The organism is Flavobacterium lipolyticum (assembly GCF_020905335.1).
In the GTDB taxonomy this organism is placed as follows: domain Bacteria; phylum Bacteroidota; class Bacteroidia; order Flavobacteriales; family Flavobacteriaceae; genus Flavobacterium; species Flavobacterium lipolyticum.
Map to the genome: position 1 here is coordinate 1,611,301 of NZ_JAJJMN010000001.1, position 17,339 is coordinate 1,628,639.

At 35.1% G+C, this 17,339-nt stretch carries 18 protein-coding genes; 9 read left to right on the forward strand and 9 right to left on the reverse strand.

Going from position 1 to position 17,339, the window contains the following annotated elements:
* Window position 1: 1 nt before the first annotated feature.
* The 3 genes from LNQ34_RS07210 to LNQ34_RS07220 all read right to left on the reverse strand — a co-directional run bounded on the left by LNQ34_RS07210 (window position 2) and on the right by LNQ34_RS07220 (window position 1,974).
* Entirely contained in the window at window positions 2-409 is a 408-nt protein-coding gene (locus LNQ34_RS07210; RefSeq protein WP_070906388.1) for a hypothetical protein, read from the reverse strand.
* A gap of 80 nt (window positions 410-489) precedes the next feature.
* The gene (gene pheS, locus LNQ34_RS07215; RefSeq protein ID WP_202700508.1) at window positions 490-1,509 is read right to left on the reverse strand and encodes a phenylalanine--tRNA ligase subunit alpha; all 1,020 of its coding nucleotides are present in this window, start codon (window positions 1,507-1,509) and stop codon (window positions 490-492) included.
* A 108-nt stretch (window positions 1,510-1,617) separates the two neighbouring features.
* A complete protein-coding gene (locus LNQ34_RS07220) occupies window positions 1,618-1,974 on the reverse strand; it encodes a hypothetical protein (protein WP_029270935.1) in 357 nt (118 codons plus the stop codon).
* 242 nt (window positions 1,975-2,216) lie between these two features.
* On the opposite strand from LNQ34_RS07220, the gene LNQ34_RS07225 reads away from it, so the two are divergent.
* The 8 genes from LNQ34_RS07225 (at window position 2,217) to LNQ34_RS07260 (ending at window position 10,400) form a co-directional block, all read left to right on the forward strand.
* Window positions 2,217-2,744 carry a CvpA family protein gene (locus tag LNQ34_RS07225; protein ID WP_229999071.1) on the forward strand — a complete coding sequence of 176 codons (528 nt, stop codon included), beginning with the start codon at window positions 2,217-2,219 and terminating at the stop codon, window positions 2,742-2,744.
* 134 nt (window positions 2,745-2,878) lie between these two features.
* Complete coding sequence (locus LNQ34_RS07230) at window positions 2,879-3,991, forward strand: helix-turn-helix domain-containing protein (RefSeq protein WP_229999072.1); 1,113 nt, start codon at window positions 2,879-2,881, stop codon at window positions 3,989-3,991.
* A gap of 342 nt (window positions 3,992-4,333) precedes the next feature.
* A complete protein-coding gene (locus LNQ34_RS07235) occupies window positions 4,334-5,326 on the forward strand; it encodes an alpha/beta fold hydrolase (RefSeq protein ID WP_202700500.1) in 993 nt (330 codons plus the stop codon).
* 4 nt (window positions 5,327-5,330) lie between these two features.
* Window positions 5,331-6,005, forward strand: coding sequence for a hypothetical protein (locus LNQ34_RS07240; RefSeq protein WP_229999073.1), 675 nt, complete (start codon window positions 5,331-5,333; stop codon window positions 6,003-6,005).
* Between the two features lie 261 nt (window positions 6,006-6,266).
* Complete coding sequence (gene lepA, locus LNQ34_RS07245; protein ID WP_202700498.1) at window positions 6,267-8,063, forward strand: translation elongation factor 4; 1,797 nt, start codon at window positions 6,267-6,269, stop codon at window positions 8,061-8,063.
* A gap of 236 nt (window positions 8,064-8,299) precedes the next feature.
* Window positions 8,300-8,521: an addiction module protein gene (locus tag LNQ34_RS07250; protein WP_202700496.1), complete on the forward strand. Its 222-nt coding sequence runs from the start codon at window positions 8,300-8,302 to the stop codon at window positions 8,519-8,521.
* A gap of 3 nt (window positions 8,522-8,524) precedes the next feature.
* Window positions 8,525-8,821: a type II toxin-antitoxin system RelE/ParE family toxin gene (locus tag LNQ34_RS07255; RefSeq protein ID WP_229999074.1), complete on the forward strand. Its 297-nt coding sequence runs from the start codon at window positions 8,525-8,527 to the stop codon at window positions 8,819-8,821.
* Window positions 8,822-9,443: 622 nt separating this feature from the next.
* The gene (locus LNQ34_RS07260; RefSeq protein WP_230000583.1) at window positions 9,444-10,400 is read left to right on the forward strand and encodes a helix-turn-helix transcriptional regulator; all 957 of its coding nucleotides are present in this window, start codon (window positions 9,444-9,446) and stop codon (window positions 10,398-10,400) included.
* Window positions 10,401-10,446: 46 nt separating this feature from the next.
* On the opposite strand, the gene LNQ34_RS07265 is transcribed toward LNQ34_RS07260, so the two are convergent.
* Both LNQ34_RS07265 and LNQ34_RS07270 read right to left on the reverse strand, forming a co-directional pair.
* The gene (locus LNQ34_RS07265) at window positions 10,447-10,947 is read right to left on the reverse strand and encodes a DinB family protein (RefSeq protein ID WP_229999075.1); all 501 of its coding nucleotides are present in this window, start codon (window positions 10,945-10,947) and stop codon (window positions 10,447-10,449) included.
* 50 nt (window positions 10,948-10,997) lie between these two features.
* Window positions 10,998-11,480 carry a DinB family protein gene (locus LNQ34_RS07270; protein ID WP_202700490.1) on the reverse strand — a complete coding sequence of 161 codons (483 nt, stop codon included), beginning with the start codon at window positions 11,478-11,480 and terminating at the stop codon, window positions 10,998-11,000.
* Between the two features lie 394 nt (window positions 11,481-11,874).
* Between LNQ34_RS07270 and thiL the strand changes: the two genes are divergently transcribed.
* Window positions 11,875-12,921: a thiamine-phosphate kinase gene (thiL, locus tag LNQ34_RS07275; RefSeq protein ID WP_173965104.1), complete on the forward strand. Its 1,047-nt coding sequence runs from the start codon at window positions 11,875-11,877 to the stop codon at window positions 12,919-12,921.
* A 203-nt stretch (window positions 12,922-13,124) separates the two neighbouring features.
* Here the strand turns inward: thiL and LNQ34_RS07280 are convergent, their stop codons facing one another.
* The 4 genes from LNQ34_RS07280 to LNQ34_RS07295 form a co-directional block, all read right to left on the reverse strand.
* Window positions 13,125-13,823 carry a response regulator gene (locus LNQ34_RS07280; protein ID WP_202700468.1) on the reverse strand — a complete coding sequence of 233 codons (699 nt, stop codon included), beginning with the start codon at window positions 13,821-13,823 and terminating at the stop codon, window positions 13,125-13,127.
* On the reverse strand, window positions 13,820-15,784 hold the full coding sequence (locus LNQ34_RS07285; RefSeq protein WP_229999076.1) for a tetratricopeptide repeat-containing sensor histidine kinase: 1,965 nt from the start codon (window positions 15,782-15,784) through the stop codon (window positions 13,820-13,822). Before LNQ34_RS07285 ends, LNQ34_RS07280 begins: the two co-directional genes overlap by 4 nt.
* Before the next feature lie 185 nt (window positions 15,785-15,969).
* Window positions 15,970-16,230 carry a hypothetical protein gene (locus LNQ34_RS07290; RefSeq protein ID WP_229999077.1) on the reverse strand — a complete coding sequence of 87 codons (261 nt, stop codon included), beginning with the start codon at window positions 16,228-16,230 and terminating at the stop codon, window positions 15,970-15,972.
* Window positions 16,231-16,409: 179 nt separating this feature from the next.
* Window positions 16,410-17,219 (reverse strand): LytR/AlgR family response regulator transcription factor, encoded by an 810-nt coding sequence (locus tag LNQ34_RS07295; protein WP_229999078.1) that lies wholly within the window; start codon window positions 17,217-17,219, stop codon window positions 16,410-16,412.
* Window positions 17,220-17,339 lie beyond the last annotated feature (120 nt).

Here is a 17,339-nt window from a genome sequence, read left to right on the forward strand (position 1 = left end):
CTTACTTCACCATAACTCCTTCAACAAATAAAATAGGCACTTCCTCCGTATCGTTTTCGTTGATCAGGTTTGCTTTAAAAGTAAATTTCTTGTCGTACAATGTATTTCCAATGAAGAACGTTACCATAAACTCGTTGTTCAGTACCAGTAAACTCTTTTCAACCATTTCGATTTTGACAACCGAAACTGCAGGAACTTCTACAAAGGCATGACGTAAAACAGACGTTTTTTTCATCTCGCCATCAATCGTTCCAAATGCTTTTGAAACTACCATCACGCTGTCGAGGTTAAAATCACTGTCGTTTACCAGGTAAGCGTACCATACTTTTTCCATAAAGTCGTCGCTCCATTCCTGTACTGCTGCAAGAAATACGTTTTCTACTTCGGGAATTGTTATATCTTTTTTCATAATCTTAGTAATTCATAAAATGTAAATAGTGATTAGAAAGAAGGCTTCTCACTAATCACTATTTACTAATAACTTTATTTTTAAATATTGGCTTTGAACTGCTCTAAGAAACGAACATCATTTTCATAAAACATACGAATATCACCAATTTGATACAGTAACATAGCAATACGCTCTACTCCCATTCCGAAAGCAAAACCATTGTATTCATCAGGATTGATGTCACAATTTTTCAAAACATTTGGATCTACCATTCCGCAACCTCCAATTTCCAGCCAACCAGTACCTTTGGTAATACGATAATCCGTTTCGGTTTTTAAACCCCAATAAATATCAATTTCGGCACTTGGTTCTGTAAATGGGAAATACGACGGACGCAAACGAATCTTCGATTTCCCGAACATTTCTTTAGTGAAATAAAGCAACGTCTGTTTCAAATCGGCAAACGATACCTCTTTGTCAATATACAAACCTTCTACCTGATGGAAAATACAATGCGAACGAGACGAAATCGCTTCGTTACGAAACACACGTCCCGGAGAAATAGTACGAATTGGCGGTTTATGATTTTCCATATAACGCACCTGAACAGATGATGTATGCGTACGCAACAACACATCAGGATTAGTCTGAATGAAAAAAGTATCCTGCATATCACGCGCCGGATGGTATTCCGGTAAGTTCAAAGCGGTGAAATTATGCCAGTCGTCTTCGATTTCCGGACCTTCAGAAACGTTGAAACCAATGTTTGCAAAAATATCAATAATCTGATTTTTAACAATTGAAATCGGGTGACGTGAACCAATAATTACTGGTTCGGCCGCACGAGTTAAATCACCAAACATTCCTTTTACTTCCTGCTTGCTTTCCAGCTCTTCCTGAATCGCTTTTACCTTTTCTTCCGCAGCAGTTTTTAAAGTATTCATTACTACTCCAAAATCTTTTTTCTGGTCGTTTGGAATATTTTTAAACTCATTGAAAAGTTCTCTAACTAAACCTCTACTACCTAAATACTTGATACGGAATTGCTCTAAAGATTCTTTATTTTTATCATTAAAGGCTTTTGCTTCCTCTATATGTTCTTTTATCTTGTCTATCATCAGTCTTGCTTTGAAGGTGCAAATTTACATAATTTTACTTTAAAGTATACAGTCTCAGTCTCAGTTTTCAGTCTCAATTGGACTTAAAACTGAGGCTGAGACTAAAAACTACTCTATCAGTTCTCTTTCTAAAAAATAATTCACAATGGCTTCTTTCATCAAAACCGATTGTTCGCCTGCTTTCAGTGGCGGTAATTCTTCTTTTACTTTATAATGTGGCCATCCCTCAGCATCAAAAAAGTCAAATTCATAAAACCCATAAGGTTCCAATAATCGACAAATGGCGATGTGCATTAGGTTTAATTTTTCATCTTTTTTGAATTCACGGTGTACTTTTCCAAGTTCCTGAACTCCGATTAAATAAATTATGGCGTCTAAATCTAAATCTTCTCCTTGCGAAAATTGATTAGACAATATATCGACGAGCTTTTCCCATCGCTCTTTTAGTTGTGTATCTCTGGACATTTTATGATTTTAGATTCTTGAGTTTAGATCTTAGATTGTTGCAAAATTCAATTCTGAAGGGGACAGAATTACAATCTTAACGCTAAATTTTGATTTACAAAGATACATAGTTCAACACATTGCACCTAAAAAAATTAAACACTTAGAAAAGAAGAACTCCAAAAAAACAGTTGAACCTTTGCCACTCTGAACCTCCGAACCTAAAAAAGTATATCTTTGCGCTTTTTTAAACACACCCAAATATGAGTTTTTTTGATATAATTGTGGCCGCTCTTTTAGCTTTTAGTTTATATAAAGGAATTAAAAACGGGCTTTTTGTAGAAGTTGCTTCTTTCGTTTCTTTATTGTTGGGAATCTATATTGCGATTAAATTCTCTTCTTTTATGAAAGAATTGATCATGAAGCATGTTTCCTGGAATCCGAACACGATACAAATCACTGCTTTTATTCTCACTTTTATTTTAGTGGTAATTGGTATTTACTTCCTAGCTAAAATCCTTACCGGAATTGCCGATTTTGCCTTTTTGGGATTACCCAATAAATTAGGCGGTGGCTTTTTCAGAATTTTAAAAACCATACTAATCTTAAGTATTTTTATCGCTCTTTTTGAGAAGATCAATTTCAATAACACTTTTGCTAAAAAAGAAACCTTAGATCATTCTATTTTTTATAATCCGGTTAAAAAAGTAGCCGCTTTTGTTTATCCATCAATCGAAAAATGGTATGGGGAATTTAAAGACCACCATACTGAAACGTCTAAAGAGGAATAATAGCCTCACTACTAAGCCAAACAGGTTATAAAAAATTAATCTTTGCAAAACACCTCAACTGCAGACAATTGAGCAAAATAAATTATCTTGGTCGATATTTTAACAACCGATTTAATTTATACCCCCAGACCTGTATGTTGTATTTAACCGGCATTATAATCACCTTTTTTTTGGTTGTTGTACTGGCAAGCAAAAGGAACAAAACCGAGGCCGACAAGATTCTGGCACTTTGGCTCTTTTTTACCGGCTTTCATTTATTCCTGTTCTATCTTCATTACAAAAATGACTATAGGGACTTCCCTTTTTTACTGGGTTTAGAACTCCCAATGCCTTTAGTTCAGGGACCTTTTTTATTTTTATACACTTCGGCTTTAACGAACCAAAATCGCTATAAAAAGTTTAATCTTTTACATTTTATTCCTTTTCTAGCTGCCATTCTGGTACTGATTCCGTTTTATAATTTGTCTTTCGAAGAAAAAGCAGCCGTTTTTAAAAACAAAGGCAAAGGCTACGAAACCCTAATATCTATTTTGTATGCTGCAATCGTATTTTCGGGAATTATTTATCCTTTACTTTCGCTGCAAAAACTTGTAAAACACCAAAAGAACATCAACAATCAATTTTCGCATACCGAAAGAATCAACCTGACCTGGCTGCGCTATTTAATTCTTGGATCTTGCATTATCTGGCTGGCAATTCTCTTCTTTGATGATCAATATATTTTTTCAGTTGTGGTTTTCTATCTCATTTTTATTGGTTATTTCGGCGTTAAGCAGGTTGGAATTTTCACCAATCAGCCGCTTTCCGAAAATAATCATTCTAAGACTTTAACATCTGAAAGCGTTGACACCAAAAATACATCTGAAAAAATTAAATACGAGAAATCAGGACTTACTTCTTCAGAACTTACGGCTATCCATCAAAGACTGACACAACTCATGGATGATGAAAAAATCTACAAAAATGCCGATTTAACTTTAACCGAGCTTTCCCAAAAGATAAGTGTTCATCCCAACATACTTTCACAGGTTATCAACTCGGCAGAACAGAAAAACTTTTACGATTACATCAATTTCCAGCGTGTTGAAGAATTTAAAAGAACCATTCTTTTACCCGAAAATCAAAAATTTACTTTTCTCTCCATAGCATTTGAATGCGGATTTAATTCAAAAACAGCTTTCAACCGAAACTTCAAAAAAGCAACTGGAGTTTCTCCTTCTGAATATTTAAAAAAACTTTCATTTTAAACCCGACAGGTTTTTGAAAACCTGTCGGGTTTGAATTTATAATTCAAAAATCAATTCTCCTAAACACATAGAAACATAGTTTTTGTAAACTCAGAAAAGGCATTTCATTTGTTTCAAACAAACATAGCTATGTGCGAAAACTTGTTTTTTGATCTCCTTTATTTTAAGATAAAAATCTATGTCCCTATGTGTTAAAAAATGAGCTCATTCCTTAATCCCTGAAATAACTTCAATTTTAAACCCGACAGGTTTTTAAGTTATAAACTGGAACCACCTTACAAGTTGGGGCGACCAGCATAGTACCACAGTACATCTTTGCAGAAATTTAAACCAATTTATGCAATGAGAAACAAAGCTTTTTACTCTGTCACAATTGTCCTTTCTCTTTTCCTTTTCTGGGGATGCGAACAGGAAAATGATGTTGATGAACCCGGAAATTTAGTTCCGAAAACAGTCGACCAGGATCCAACCTTACCTTCGATTTTTATAAACGGAACACAACTTCATGCTGAAACTTTCGGAAACCCTAACCATCCTATGTTAGTTTTCCTGCATGGTGGTCCCGGATCTGATTACAGAAATGGTCTGAATGTAAAACAACTCGCCGACGAAGGTTACTATGTTATTTTTTACGACCAAAGAGGTTCCGGATTATCCAAAAGACACGACAAAAACACCTACTCCATTCAATTGATGATCGACGATCTCTCTGAAGTCATAAAATATTACCGTAAAACACCCACTCAAAAGACATTTCTTTTCGGACATTCCTGGGGCGCCATGCTTGCCGCCGCCTATGTCAACAAATACCCAACGGCCATCAATGGTGTTATTCTGGCGGAACCGGGCGGACTAAACAAAAAACTATTAGACGATTACGGAGAAATGAGCCGTAAAATAAAATTATTCTCCGAGGCCACCAGCAATTTATTGTATATCGATCAATTTTTAACGGGAAAAGAAAACCAACATGAAATTCTTGACTATAAACTGGGAGTTTCTACAGGTTTCTCTTATGCGAAAGGCAACAAGGAAGGTATTTCAGGTCCATCCCCATTTTGGCGAATCGGAACAACCGTTTTAGAAAGTTTAACTGACATTGCTGAAAATGAAGGCTTTGATTTTACTACAAACCTAAGTCAGTACAAAACGAAAGTCCTGTTTTTGTATGGCGAATTAAATCAGTCCTATGGTTTATCCTTCGCCCAAAAAGAAGCCGCCTTTTTTCCTAATACTGCCCTAGCTGAAGTAAAAGGTACTGGGCACGAGATGATCTACTTCAAATGGGAAAATGTGCATCCTTTTGTACTGAACTATTTAAATGATCTAAAATAATCCCATGATGAAAACAGTATTATTAATCAGCACCTTTATCTTCTCTCTTTTCGTAGGAAAAACCTATTCTCAAACCTTAAACTGGGAAAGTCTTAACAAGAATCAAAAACACATTCTAAACATAAATGCCGGCTGGGAACATAGTTTTGTTTACGAACTTGCTTACGGTTACCATCTCAAAACCAAACTGCCAATTGTAGTCGAAGCATCTTTTTCCTTGCCATCAGGCGAAACAGTATTGGATGATTTTAAAACTAAAATTGGCGGACAACTGAACCTTTACCAGCTGAATCATTTCCGTTTTAATGCCGCCCTTCACGGAATTTATCGCCGATACGAAAATCCGTTAGTCACCTTACAAAACTTTGGCGCCGATGCAACTGCGATTGTTGGGTATTATAAACTGAGATGGTTTGTCGCCGGAGAATTTGGTTTTGATAAAGCCATTGCTACCCATTTTAAAAATTCGGCTATTTACAAAGACGTCTATCCCAATGTAAAAGACGGTTGGTATGAACCTGCGACCGGAGGCAATTTCAACTACGGCATACAAGCCGGATATTCCTTTCGCCGAAGTGACCTTACTTTACGACTGGGAAAAGTAATTACCCAGGATTTTAAAACAAAACCTATGGTTCCGTTGTACTTTCAACTGGGTTATAATTTAAAGTTAGAATAATTTAGTTAATTGTTTTGCTACACCAAACCCGACAGGTTTTAAAATCTGTCGGATTTGCTCTATTTTTAGAAAAATCACAGTATTATCTAGTCTTTTAAAAACTATTTTAAAATTCCGTATTCAACTATCGAAGATCAACATTCCAGAATCCAAAACTTTGCGCTATCTTTGCGGTTTATTAACATGCTCTAAGGCAATTGCTACAGTGCAAATTTAGACCCGGAAATTACTTAAACTCGTTTAGAGAATTGACATATTAAAATGAAGAAGATACGTAACTTTTGCATTATTGCACACATTGACCACGGTAAAAGTACACTGGCAGACCGCTTATTGGGCGCTACACAAACCGTTACAGCTCGTGAAGAAAAAGCACAATTGCTTGACAACATGGATCTGGAACGTGAACGTGGAATTACCATTAAGAGTCACGCCATTCAGATGGAATACACTTACAAGGGAGAAGAATATATTTTAAATTTAATTGACACTCCCGGTCACGTCGACTTTTCATACGAAGTTTCGCGATCTATTGCGGCCTGCGAAGGTGCTCTTTTAATCGTTGATGCAGCACAAAGTATCCAGGCACAAACTATTTCCAACTTATATCTGGCTTTAGAGAATGATCTTGAGATTATTCCGGTTTTGAATAAAGTAGATTTACCTAGTGCCAATCCTGAAGAAGTAAGCGATGATATTATCGATTTATTAGGATGTAAATTAGAAGATATTATTCATGCTTCGGGAAAAACTGGTTTTGGTGTGGAGAATATCTTAGCCGCTATTATTGAAAAAATTCCGGCCCCAAAAGGAAATGTTGACGAACCATTGCAAGCATTGATCTTTGATTCACATTACAACCCGTTTCGTGGAATCGAGGTTATCTTCAGAGTGATGAATGGTGAAATCAGAAAAGGGCAAAAAATTAAATTCATGGCTACTGGCAATGAATATTTTGCCGATGAAGTGGGGACTTTAAAACTAAATCAGGTTCCAAAAAATGTAATTTCTACCGGTGATGTTGGTTATTTAATTTCAGGAATTAAAGAAGCCAAAGAGGTAAAAGTGGGAGATACTCTTACAGATGCCAAAACACCAACAACCAATATGATTACAGGTTTCGAGGATGTAAAACCAATGGTTTTCGCCGGAATTTATCCTGTTGATACCGAAGATTATGAAGATTTGCGTTCTTCTATGGAGAAATTGCAATTAAACGATGCTTCGTTAGTCTTTACTCCGGAAAGCTCTGCCGCTTTAGGATTTGGTTTCCGTTGCGGATTCTTAGGAATGCTTCATATGGAAATTATCCAGGAACGTTTAGAGCGTGAGTTCGACATGACGGTTATTACTACCGTACCTAACGTTTCGTATTTGGCGTATACCAAAAAAGATCCCGAAACTGCATTTGTGGTGAACAATCCTTCAGACTTGCCTGAACCTTCTCGTTTAGACCGTGTTGAAGAACCTTTTATAAAAGCAACTATCATTACAAAAGCCGATTTCGTTGGAAACGTAATGAGCTTGTGTATCGAAAAACGTGGTCAGATTACCAATCAAACGTATTTGACAACAGAACGTGTGGAACTGAATTTTGACATGCCATTGGCCGAAATTGTATTCGATTTTTACGATCGTTTAAAAACGGTTTCTAAAGGTTATGCTTCTTTTGACTACTCTCCTATTGGAATGAGAACTTCAAAACTGGTAAAACTGGATGTTCTTTTGAACGCTCAGACGGTTGATGCACTTTCTGCTTTGATTCACGAAGACAACGCTTACAACATCGGTAAAAAAATGACCGAGAAATTACGTGAATTGATACCAAGACAACAATTCGACATTCCGATTCAGGCTGCGATTGGTGCAAAAATTATCGCTCGTGAAACGATTAAAGCACTTCGTAAAGACGTTACCGCAAAATGTTATGGTGGAGATATCTCCCGTAAACGTAAACTTCTTGAAAAACAGAAAAAAGGTAAGAAACGTATGCGTCAGGTAGGAAACGTTGAGATTCCACAAGAGGCATTTATGGCTGTTTTGAAATTGAACGACTAAGTTTTTTTTGAGAAAATAGAGTAAAGAACAAAGAATATAGAGAAAACCTGATGATGAAAATTGTCAGGTTTTTTTGTTTCAATTTGAAAAGGAATTTATGGTAATGATTCTATTTTTCAAAAAAAGCTTCAGAATAAACTCAATTACCTCCAGCCGGAGCAGCAGACAAATAAAAATAATCTTGTTGTCAAGAAATTCATTCACTTTAAAATCATTTTTTCATTAACTTTGTTCTTATGGAAACTATAAAATTAAACATCAATCTAAGTGTTAACCAATTGATTGAGGCAGTAAAACAACTATCCCCAAAAGACAGGCTGAAAATCAATGATGCTATCTGGAATGATAGTATGGAAATTCCGGTTGAGCATCAGAAAATAGTTTTAGACAGAATAACAAAAGCCAAAGCAAATCCAGAAAGACTTTTAGACTGGGATGATGTTGCTAAAAATCTATAATTTTTGAATTACTCTTTAAAAATAGATATTGATGCTTTCAATGACATTCAAAATACTTCTGAATGGTATGAAATGCAATCAAAAGGTTTGGGATCACGTTTTAAAAATCAAACCAAAAAACAAATTAATTCTTTAAAGAAAAATCCATATTTGTTTTCAAAGAAATATCATGAAATAAGATGTTGGAAGATGGAAAAATTTCCGTTTTTAATTCATTATTCAATTAACGAAGACCTTAAAACAGTAAACGTTCTTGCTGTTTTTCATACTTCAAGAAATCCTGAGATCTGGAAAAAATAAGTAACATGAAGGTAAGGACTAAAGTTATCGGTACTTTACTTTTTAATATTGTTGTGTTTTTAGAGAAGCGAGCAATACATATTGTTTATTGTAATTGAAATAATTCATACACTTTGTTCAAACACATTATCGTGAATTTTTGCAGACCAGGATATTTACAAAAATTAGAAAACCCTGTACTGTAAGGCAAAATATACCGCTCCGCTGGAGCTTTTCCCCCTACTGCTTTTTATTATCTATAAATATTTTGCTCCAACGGAGTAAACAATGCCAATTATCTGAATAAACAAAGGGACTGACTCATAAATGATTCAGCCCCTTTGTTTTACATCAATTAAAATTTTTCTCGAAAAGAACTACCACTTTTTCTATCTCAAACTGCTCCAGCGGAGCAAAATACGCATCGAAAATGTAATTCCCCAGCATCAAAAAGCTCCAATGGAGCGAAATACCTTTTTGAAACCAGCAAACTGTTATTTTATATTTCAACAATAACCTTATGAGCACATTATATCGCAGACGCAAAACAAAAGCAATCTGTCTCAATTTGGAACAGCTTTTTATTTCTTTAAACATCAAACCTTTGTAACTTTGAACCTCTGAACCTTTGAACCTAGAAAAAATGGACGAAACTCCAAAACGATTTGACCGAATTATCGCCATCCTCATCCAATTACAATCCAAAAAAATTGTAAAAGCTCAGGAATTGGCCGATCGTTTTGATTGTAGTTTACGAACGATTTATAGAGACATTCGAACGCTGGAAGCTTCAGGAGTCCCTATTTACAGTGAAGCCGGAGTGGGTTATGCGTTAATGGACGGTTACAGATTACCTCCCGTTATGTTTACACGCGAAGAAGTAAGCAGCTTTATTGCTGCCGAAAAACTCATGCAGAAATTTACCGATCCTTCGCTTGGAGCTCATTATGCTTCGGCCATGTACAAACTGAAATCTGTTTTAAAAAGTACCGATAAAGACTGGCTGTCCAATATCGAATCGCGGGTTATAATGAACACTTCCGAACCGATGTTTAATGATAATTCGCCAAATACTTTAGCACTTCTTTTTGAAGGTATTGCAGAGAAAAAACAGCTTTTACTTTCGTACAAAACCTACGAAACTGATACGGCTACGCAAAGAAACATAGAACCTGTGGGTGTTTTTCACGATAACAACAACTGGTATTTTTTAGGATATTGTCATTTACGACAAGACTATCGTCAATTTAGAACAGACAGAATCCAGGGTATTCGAAAAACAGATTCTGATTTTACGATCGAACACGATGCTTTAGAAACTTATATCAAAAAAACAGAAACTTGTCCAACAACAAAAGTCCGAATTTTAGTTGACAAAAAAATCGCCCGTTACCTGGGTACCGAAAAAAAGTACCACGGATTCATTTCAGAAAAAGAAGTAGACGGAAAAATAGAAATGACTTTTATGTCACGCGATATCGAAAACTCATTTCCGCGATGGTTTCTAATGTATGGAGATTACGCTACGATTCTGGAACCTGAAATACTCAAGGCCAAAACACTGGAATTACTGGAAATCAACCGTAAAAGACTGCTATAAAAAAAACTCCTAAAGGCGAAATATCATCCTTAGGAGTTTTTCAAATCTAGTGTTTCTCTTTTACCACATTGTAAAAATTATAATCGGTGTTAGAAGCATCAGTAATACCAACATTTCTTCCAATGGTTACAATTTGTCCTCGGTGATACGTTCCGTGATTCACCACCTGCAGCAAGTAGTCGCTTACAGGCTGTTCGCACTGAAACCATGGATTTTCAATTTTGATTGTTTTCAATAACTGTTCGTCTGATAATGATGTGATAAATGCAGCTAATTTTGTGGAGGTACTCAATAAACCTTCAAATATTTCATCCTTGTTTAAATCAGTACTCGCTCTTCTTTCGGGCTGGGGAGTTTCAGTTATTACCGAAAACCAATATTCCTCGGTTTCCCAAATATGATGTAGCGTTTTAATAATGCTTGGATAGCTTGAAAGAACTTCTTTATGCAGCAATTCATCGGTTTTTGCCGAAAGCCAATTCACAAATTGTTGATTTACCCATAAATTATAAGCGGCATAATTGGTCATGATTTTTTTAAAACTCATAGTGTTCGATTTATATTAGAATAAAATTTATCAAATACTTCCGGTTACGATTATCTTTCCCAGAAAAATGGAGGTTCTATATTTAAAGCTCTTAAATACACATATCCTTGTCCGCGGTGGTGTACTTCATTGTCAATAAAATACAGTATGTTCTGATATATCGGAAATTCATACTGACCAAAAAGGTTAAAATTTTCACTAAAGTCTTCGATCGATAATTTTTGCCAGAGTTCATTTATTTCAGCTGTTGCTTCATCCCATTTTTCAAGATATTGCGCTTTGAAAATCAGTTTCTCTGTTGCTTCTTCTGAAAATGGCTTCACTTCTCTGTTTACAATTCCTTTAATACCCGGAACTGCGATAGCTAAAAGCTCATCGGTCAACTTGGCGAAAGTTCGCATTCCTCCAATTGAAAATTCGAAAAAATCTTTCTCCGGAAATTTTTCAATAAGGTTACGTGTAAGCTTACGGTGTCCTTGCCAGTGTATCAATAAATCTTCTGGAGTAATTACTTGAGCTGCTAATGTTTTCATAATTTTAAAGTTTTAATTATTTGATACTTCAAAAGTATTGAGGGTCGGTGACAACAGTTTGTCAGCAGGAAAATAAAATTTTAAAAATATTTTCTTTTCTAACAGCAGGACGCACAAATTTATTACATTTTGCTCAGATTCAACGCCATAAATCACTGATAAACAAACTCTAAAAAACAAAACAATAAATTTGCTCAGTAAAAACACAGATGAAGCAGCTTCTTCCCTTTTGAGTTTATCTAATTTAAGGGGGGAAGAATCCTATCGAAAATAAACGAAATCTATTTTTCCGGTAAAGCTCTCTATAATGAAAAAGTAATGCAGACGACAATCCAAAAAATTAAACAAAACCTTTGTACCTTTGCCCCTTACAAACTTTGGAACTTAAAAGAAAATGATCGAAGATAAAAATCCGCAACGTACCAGTATAGCACAATTAGGCGAGTTTGGCCTAATTGACCATTTAACCAAAAATTTTGATGTCACTCAGGAATCTACCCTAAAAAGTATAGGCGATGATGCCGCTGTCCTTGATTTTAAGGACAAAAAAGTAGTGGTCTCCACCGATTTATTAATTGAGGGCGTACATTTTGACCTGGCGTATATGCCTTTAAAACATTTAGGTTACAAATCGGTTGTTGTTAACCTGTCCGACATTTGTGCGATGAATGCAAAACCAACGCAAATAACGGTTTCTGTGGCGGTTTCTAATCGTTTCCCACTAGAAGCCTTAGAAGAATTATTTGAAGGCATTACACATGCTGCAAAAGAGTACAAAGTAGATGTTATTGGTGGTGATACCACCTCATCGCAAAAAGGACTAATTATTAGCATCACTGCAATTGGTGAAGCTAACGAAGAAGAAATTGTTTACCGAAATGGTGCCAAACAAACCGACTTACTTGTTGTTACCGGAGACATAGGAGCAGCTTATATGGGATTGCAGGTATTGGAGCGTGAAAAACAGGTTTTTCAGGTGAATCCTAACAGCCAGCCGGATCTGGATATGTACAGTTATTTGATCGAGCGCCAGTTAAAACCAGAGGCCCGAAAAGATGTTCGTACTTTATTGCATGCACTTGAAATTAAACCTACAGCGATGATTGATATTTCAGACGGATTGTCTTCTGAAATTATGCATCTCTGCAAACAATCAAAAGTGGGTTGTAATTTGTATGAAGATAAACTTCCGCTAGACCCTCAATTCATTTCGACCTGTGAAGAATTCAATATCGACAGTACAACGGTTGCTATAAATGGCGGTGAAGATTATGAATTATTATTTACCATCGATATTAATGATTTTGATAAAATAAAAGGCAACCCTAACTTCTCTATTATTGGTCACATGGCTGATGAAAGCGAAGGAGTTCATCTGGTAACACGTGCCAATACAAAAATTGCACTGAAAGCCCGTGGCTGGGATGCTCTGACGGAGTAGTTTTTTAGTCGCAGTTTTCAGTCGCAGTTCCCGGTCGCAGTCTTTAGTAAAAATGAAACTGAGAACTGAGACTGAGACTGAAAACTGAGACTGAAAACTGAGACTGAAAACTGAGACTGAGACTGAGACTGAGACTGAAATAAAAAAAATCCAAATTCCGGTAATATCCCTGGAATTTGGATTTTTTTTTGGAATTTCCCCTTCTAAAAAAGCCCTTTACATTTCGCTTCTTTGACCAGGTCCTCATCAAAACCGCTTCTCACTTTAAGCAGTTCTTTAAGACCCGCTTTGCGCTTTTCGATTTCATTAACAGAAATTGGAATGTATTGCGGCATGTCTGCTACAGAAGTTCCTTTTGACAAGTGAAATAAAATTTGCTTGTCAAACTCATCAATTTCAATAGAATTATGAGCCGATTGATTGAGTATCTTCTGAACGGACTGGCTGTAATATTTATCACTTTTCATTACTTTATCAAATGCAAAAAGCAATTCATCAAAAGTGAGATCATTTTTGATAATTAAACCATTGGGGCTAATGGTTCTGATGATTGTTTTAATTTTTAATAATTCGGTATACATTGTTAACAGAATTATTTTGCATTTTGGCATTTTCTTCAGAAGTAATTTCGCCAGATCTTCACCCGAAAAAATATTCTTTTCTTCGTATGGAGGCATGCTGATATCTAAAAAAGCAACATCAAATTCAGGAGTCTGAGCATCTTCGATTAAATCATACCCTGATTTACAATCATGGGCCTGCAAAATAAAAAACTGATACTTATCAGGATTATAACGTGTTATCGCATTCTTATATCCTTCAATAATAAAAGGGTGATCGTCAACAATTAAAATGTTTTTCCTAATTAATTGAGGAGCCTGTGGATTGGGGTCAATTGTCATGTATGCTGTAGATTTATTTTTTGATCTATTGGAATTTTAACTATCATAAGAGTTCCTTCTCCTTTGGCCGATTTTAATAAAACAGAGCCTTTACATTCTGTCGCTCTGTATTGAATATTATGCAATCCTATACCTTTTCTTGTTGTTTTGGTATTAAACCCGATTCCGTCATCAGCAATTGACAAAACCAAATGGTCGACTTCACTTTTGAATTCAACCACTATTGTACTCGCCTTCGCATACTTATTGCAATTTTGAAGCGCTTCCTGAATAATTCTGTATAAATTAATTTTTACGTTATTACTCACGAGTTCCCATTTAATATTGGAATCAAAAGAACTAATTAATTTTACCTCATAGGTGTTTCTTTGATCCTCAAACAATTTGTTTAAAATCGCGATAAAATTATTAATTAATTCTGATTTTTCTCTGTTTAAATCATGCGAAATCTCACGTATATCTTCTTCAATTTTTTTCAGTTCCTCAAGGTATTTTTTTCTCTTAGGAGCCGCCTCACCCTCATCTACTTTATCTAAACTATCAAGACTGATTCTCACACCAAACATTCTTCCCAACACACCATCGTGTAAATCCTGCGCTACTTTTTTCTTTTCTTTAATTCGGGTTTGTTCAATGTCATTTTGCTGCAAAATCATCAAATTATAGATGTCTTCGTTCGCAACTTGCTGCTGTTGTTTAAAGAGTAATTCCCTGTGTCTGGCCTGCTGTGTTTTATAAACATAAAAAAACAGACCAATCAATGTGCAAATACTGAAAACATAAATTAAGGTTTTATTTTTCTCCTGTAAACTTGAATTTTGGTTCTTTATTTCGCTGGTTTCATATTGTATTCTGGAAAATTTTTCCCCCATGTTTCTCTCCAATTTAAGCATCTTGTCGTTTAACTGAATAAACTCTGCGGAATAAACAGACGCATTTTGAGGATCTACAACGGCAATTTGCCTCAGAACTTCCAAAACATTATTGATTTGATTTGAGCTACGGGACAAAATCAAAGCCTGTTTTGAATATTGAATCGCTTTAAAAGTATCTTTTTTGGAAGCAAAATATTCCGACAAATGCATTTTACTTAAAACCACCCCCGATTTAAGACCAAGACTATCTCTGATTTTCAATGATTTATAAAACTGGGTAGATAATTCCTCAGGCTCTTCTAACTTAAATCTAGAATAAGCCAAGTTATCTAAGATGATAGCGTACAATGTTGCATTTTGTTTGTACAAATTTTTCTCTTCCAAAGCTTCCTTAAAATATGACTTTGCAATCTTGTAGTTATGTTTCTTTAAATTGACAAAACCTATATTATTTAATGATGTTGCTTTCAATTGAAACTCAGCCGGGATTGATTTATCTGTGAGAATCGCCAATGCTTTATTATGAAATTCAAGAGCCTTATTAAACTCTTCCCGTTCATTGTACAACAACCCCAATAAGTTGTAACAATCATAAAGCAGATCATTGACATTCTTTTCCTCCTTTAAGATCCGAAGCGCTTTAAAAACACTAATTTCACTTTCAAAATAATCTCCTTCATTAAACTGAAGATTCGCTTTGTTCAAATAGGTCTTAGCTAAATTGTACCTGTCATTTATTTTTGAATAAACTTTCTCGGCCTTAAAATAATTCAAAAAGGCACTGTCTGATACCGATTTTGACACATAATAATCTCCTAAATAACTGTACGCTTTAGCTACATTAACAGAATCTCCGGAGTCTATCGATCGTTTCAAAATGAATTTTGTGGTTTGAAGATAATCTTTCCATTCATTCATATTGTAATACCGGTTGGCAACTTTAAAAAGATTTACTTTATTAAGCGAATCATCTTCCTGATTCGTAATAATCATCAATGCTTTTGTATTGTATTTCTTTTTATACTCAAGAGGCAGATTGATATCCTTTGCCAACGAAAGGTAAATAGCAAGACTATCTTCTTGCAAAATATCAGGTTTGTGTTCTTTATTCTTTTCGCTACAACCCAAAAAAACAAAACAAAAAAGGAATAATATTAGAGAAGTATTTTTCAATATCGTTATAAGAGTTTTACCAAAAATACTAAAAGTATAGACACAAAAAAAGGCTGTCCGTAATGGACAGCCTTTTTCTTATCGTTTGTATTTTTCTCTTAGTCTACTTTTACAGTCATTCTTGTTGATTGACTATCTGAAGCAAAACTACTTAATTGCTTACTATTTGATTTTAAATTACTTACTAATGAAGCAACATCTGCTTTTTGTCGTCCCTGATTAGTAGCTCCACCACCAAAAATAGATCCATCAAAAAATACTGCCGAAGCAGATAAATTATTCGGAACTTCAGGAGAAGAAAAAGAAGTTGAAACCATTACTAAAGAAAATATTCCTAATACTAAAGCTGCTTTTTTCATAATTTGAGGGTATTAAATGTTTGTTGTTTTTTTTTAGTTTTAAAAATCATCGCTATGCGCGAATGCATGGTGTAAAACTAAATACACATTTAAAAAAAATAACAGGAAAAAAAAGGTTTATGGTAGATCGTACCCAATTGATAGTCAATGAGGGGCAAATCAATGTAGTTGCTTATTTTTTACACTTCTAAATAATTCCCTATAGCGAAATCAGCAATAATTAAGTCAACATTTGATTTATAGGTTTTCGAAAAAGGAATCTTTTTGGAGGAATTCCTGATATAACAAGTCGAGTTCCCGCTATGGATTCTTGCAATATAATTTTGATTGATGATGTAACTGTTATGAATCCTAATAAAAGGATGCGACAATACGCCCTCAAAGTGCTTTAAGGTTTTAAAAGCAGTTATCATTTCGCCTGAATTCAAATAAATATCGGTCGAATTATTATCTGCCTGAAAGTAACTAATATCATTGGAATTGATGTAGCGATAATCTCCATAGGATTTCACACATAATACAAGGGGCTGCTCCGCACTTTTTGCCGGTTCAGCAAACAATTCACTCAATGGCGTACTGTCTTCCTCAACGGCATCAGAATCATCTGCAGGAAATGCTTTTTCGAGTTTCAGAATAGTCTTCATCAAGTCGATCCGTAGAACAGGTTTTAAAATATAATCAAAAACACCATGCTGAATAGCCTCAAAAGCAAGCTCTTTTTTTGTTGTTGTGATTATGATCTTAGGAATAAGCGACAAGAACCGATGAAGTTCATTTACAAAAGCAAGTGACAAATTGCTTGATCTGTCTTTCGGATCTATTTCTAACAAAATGAGGTGTGGTCGATGCTCTAAAACCAAATTCAATCCCGATTGATAATTCGCAGCCGATCCCACAAAAGTAAGTTCTGAAAAACCTTCAGCAATTGTTCTGGTTTTCAAAATACTTTCCACATCATCGTCAATAATAATATACGAATACTTTTTCAATCTTACTTTAGTTGATTTTTCCTAAACCCCCGACAAACTTTTATTTCATCGATCCTTTTAAAAGGCTCCTGTTTCGCTATTTATTCGCAATTAAAAATACAAATTTCAATTATTCTGCTA

Coding starts and splice junctions, on each gene's coding strand:
- LNQ34_RS07210 (WP_070906388.1), bottom strand. CDS start 409: ATGAAAAAAGATATAACAATTCCCGAAGTAGAAAACGTATTTCTTGCA.
- pheS (WP_202700508.1), bottom strand. CDS start 1,509: ATGATAGACAAGATAAAAGAACATATAGAGGAAGCAAAAGCCTTTAAT.
- LNQ34_RS07220 (WP_029270935.1), bottom strand. CDS start 1,974: ATGTCCAGAGATACACAACTAAAAGAGCGATGGGAAAAGCTCGTCGAT.
- LNQ34_RS07225 (WP_229999071.1), top strand. CDS start 2,217: ATGAGTTTTTTTGATATAATTGTGGCCGCTCTTTTAGCTTTTAGTTTA.
- LNQ34_RS07230 (WP_229999072.1), top strand. CDS start 2,879: ATGTTGTATTTAACCGGCATTATAATCACCTTTTTTTTGGTTGTTGTA.
- LNQ34_RS07235 (WP_202700500.1), top strand. CDS start 4,334: ATGAGAAACAAAGCTTTTTACTCTGTCACAATTGTCCTTTCTCTTTTC.
- LNQ34_RS07240 (WP_229999073.1), top strand. CDS start 5,331: ATGATGAAAACAGTATTATTAATCAGCACCTTTATCTTCTCTCTTTTC.
- lepA (WP_202700498.1), top strand. CDS start 6,267: ATGAAGAAGATACGTAACTTTTGCATTATTGCACACATTGACCACGGT.
- LNQ34_RS07250 (WP_202700496.1), top strand. CDS start 8,300: ATGGAAACTATAAAATTAAACATCAATCTAAGTGTTAACCAATTGATT.
- LNQ34_RS07260 (WP_230000583.1), top strand. CDS start 9,444: ATGGACGAAACTCCAAAACGATTTGACCGAATTATCGCCATCCTCATC.
- LNQ34_RS07265 (WP_229999075.1), bottom strand. CDS start 10,947: ATGAGTTTTAAAAAAATCATGACCAATTATGCCGCTTATAATTTATGG.
- LNQ34_RS07270 (WP_202700490.1), bottom strand. CDS start 11,480: ATGAAAACATTAGCAGCTCAAGTAATTACTCCAGAAGATTTATTGATA.
- thiL (WP_173965104.1), top strand. CDS start 11,875: ATGATCGAAGATAAAAATCCGCAACGTACCAGTATAGCACAATTAGGC.
- LNQ34_RS07280 (WP_202700468.1), bottom strand. CDS start 13,823: ATGACAATTGACCCCAATCCACAGGCTCCTCAATTAATTAGGAAAAAC.
- LNQ34_RS07290 (WP_229999077.1), bottom strand. CDS start 16,230: ATGAAAAAAGCAGCTTTAGTATTAGGAATATTTTCTTTAGTAATGGTT.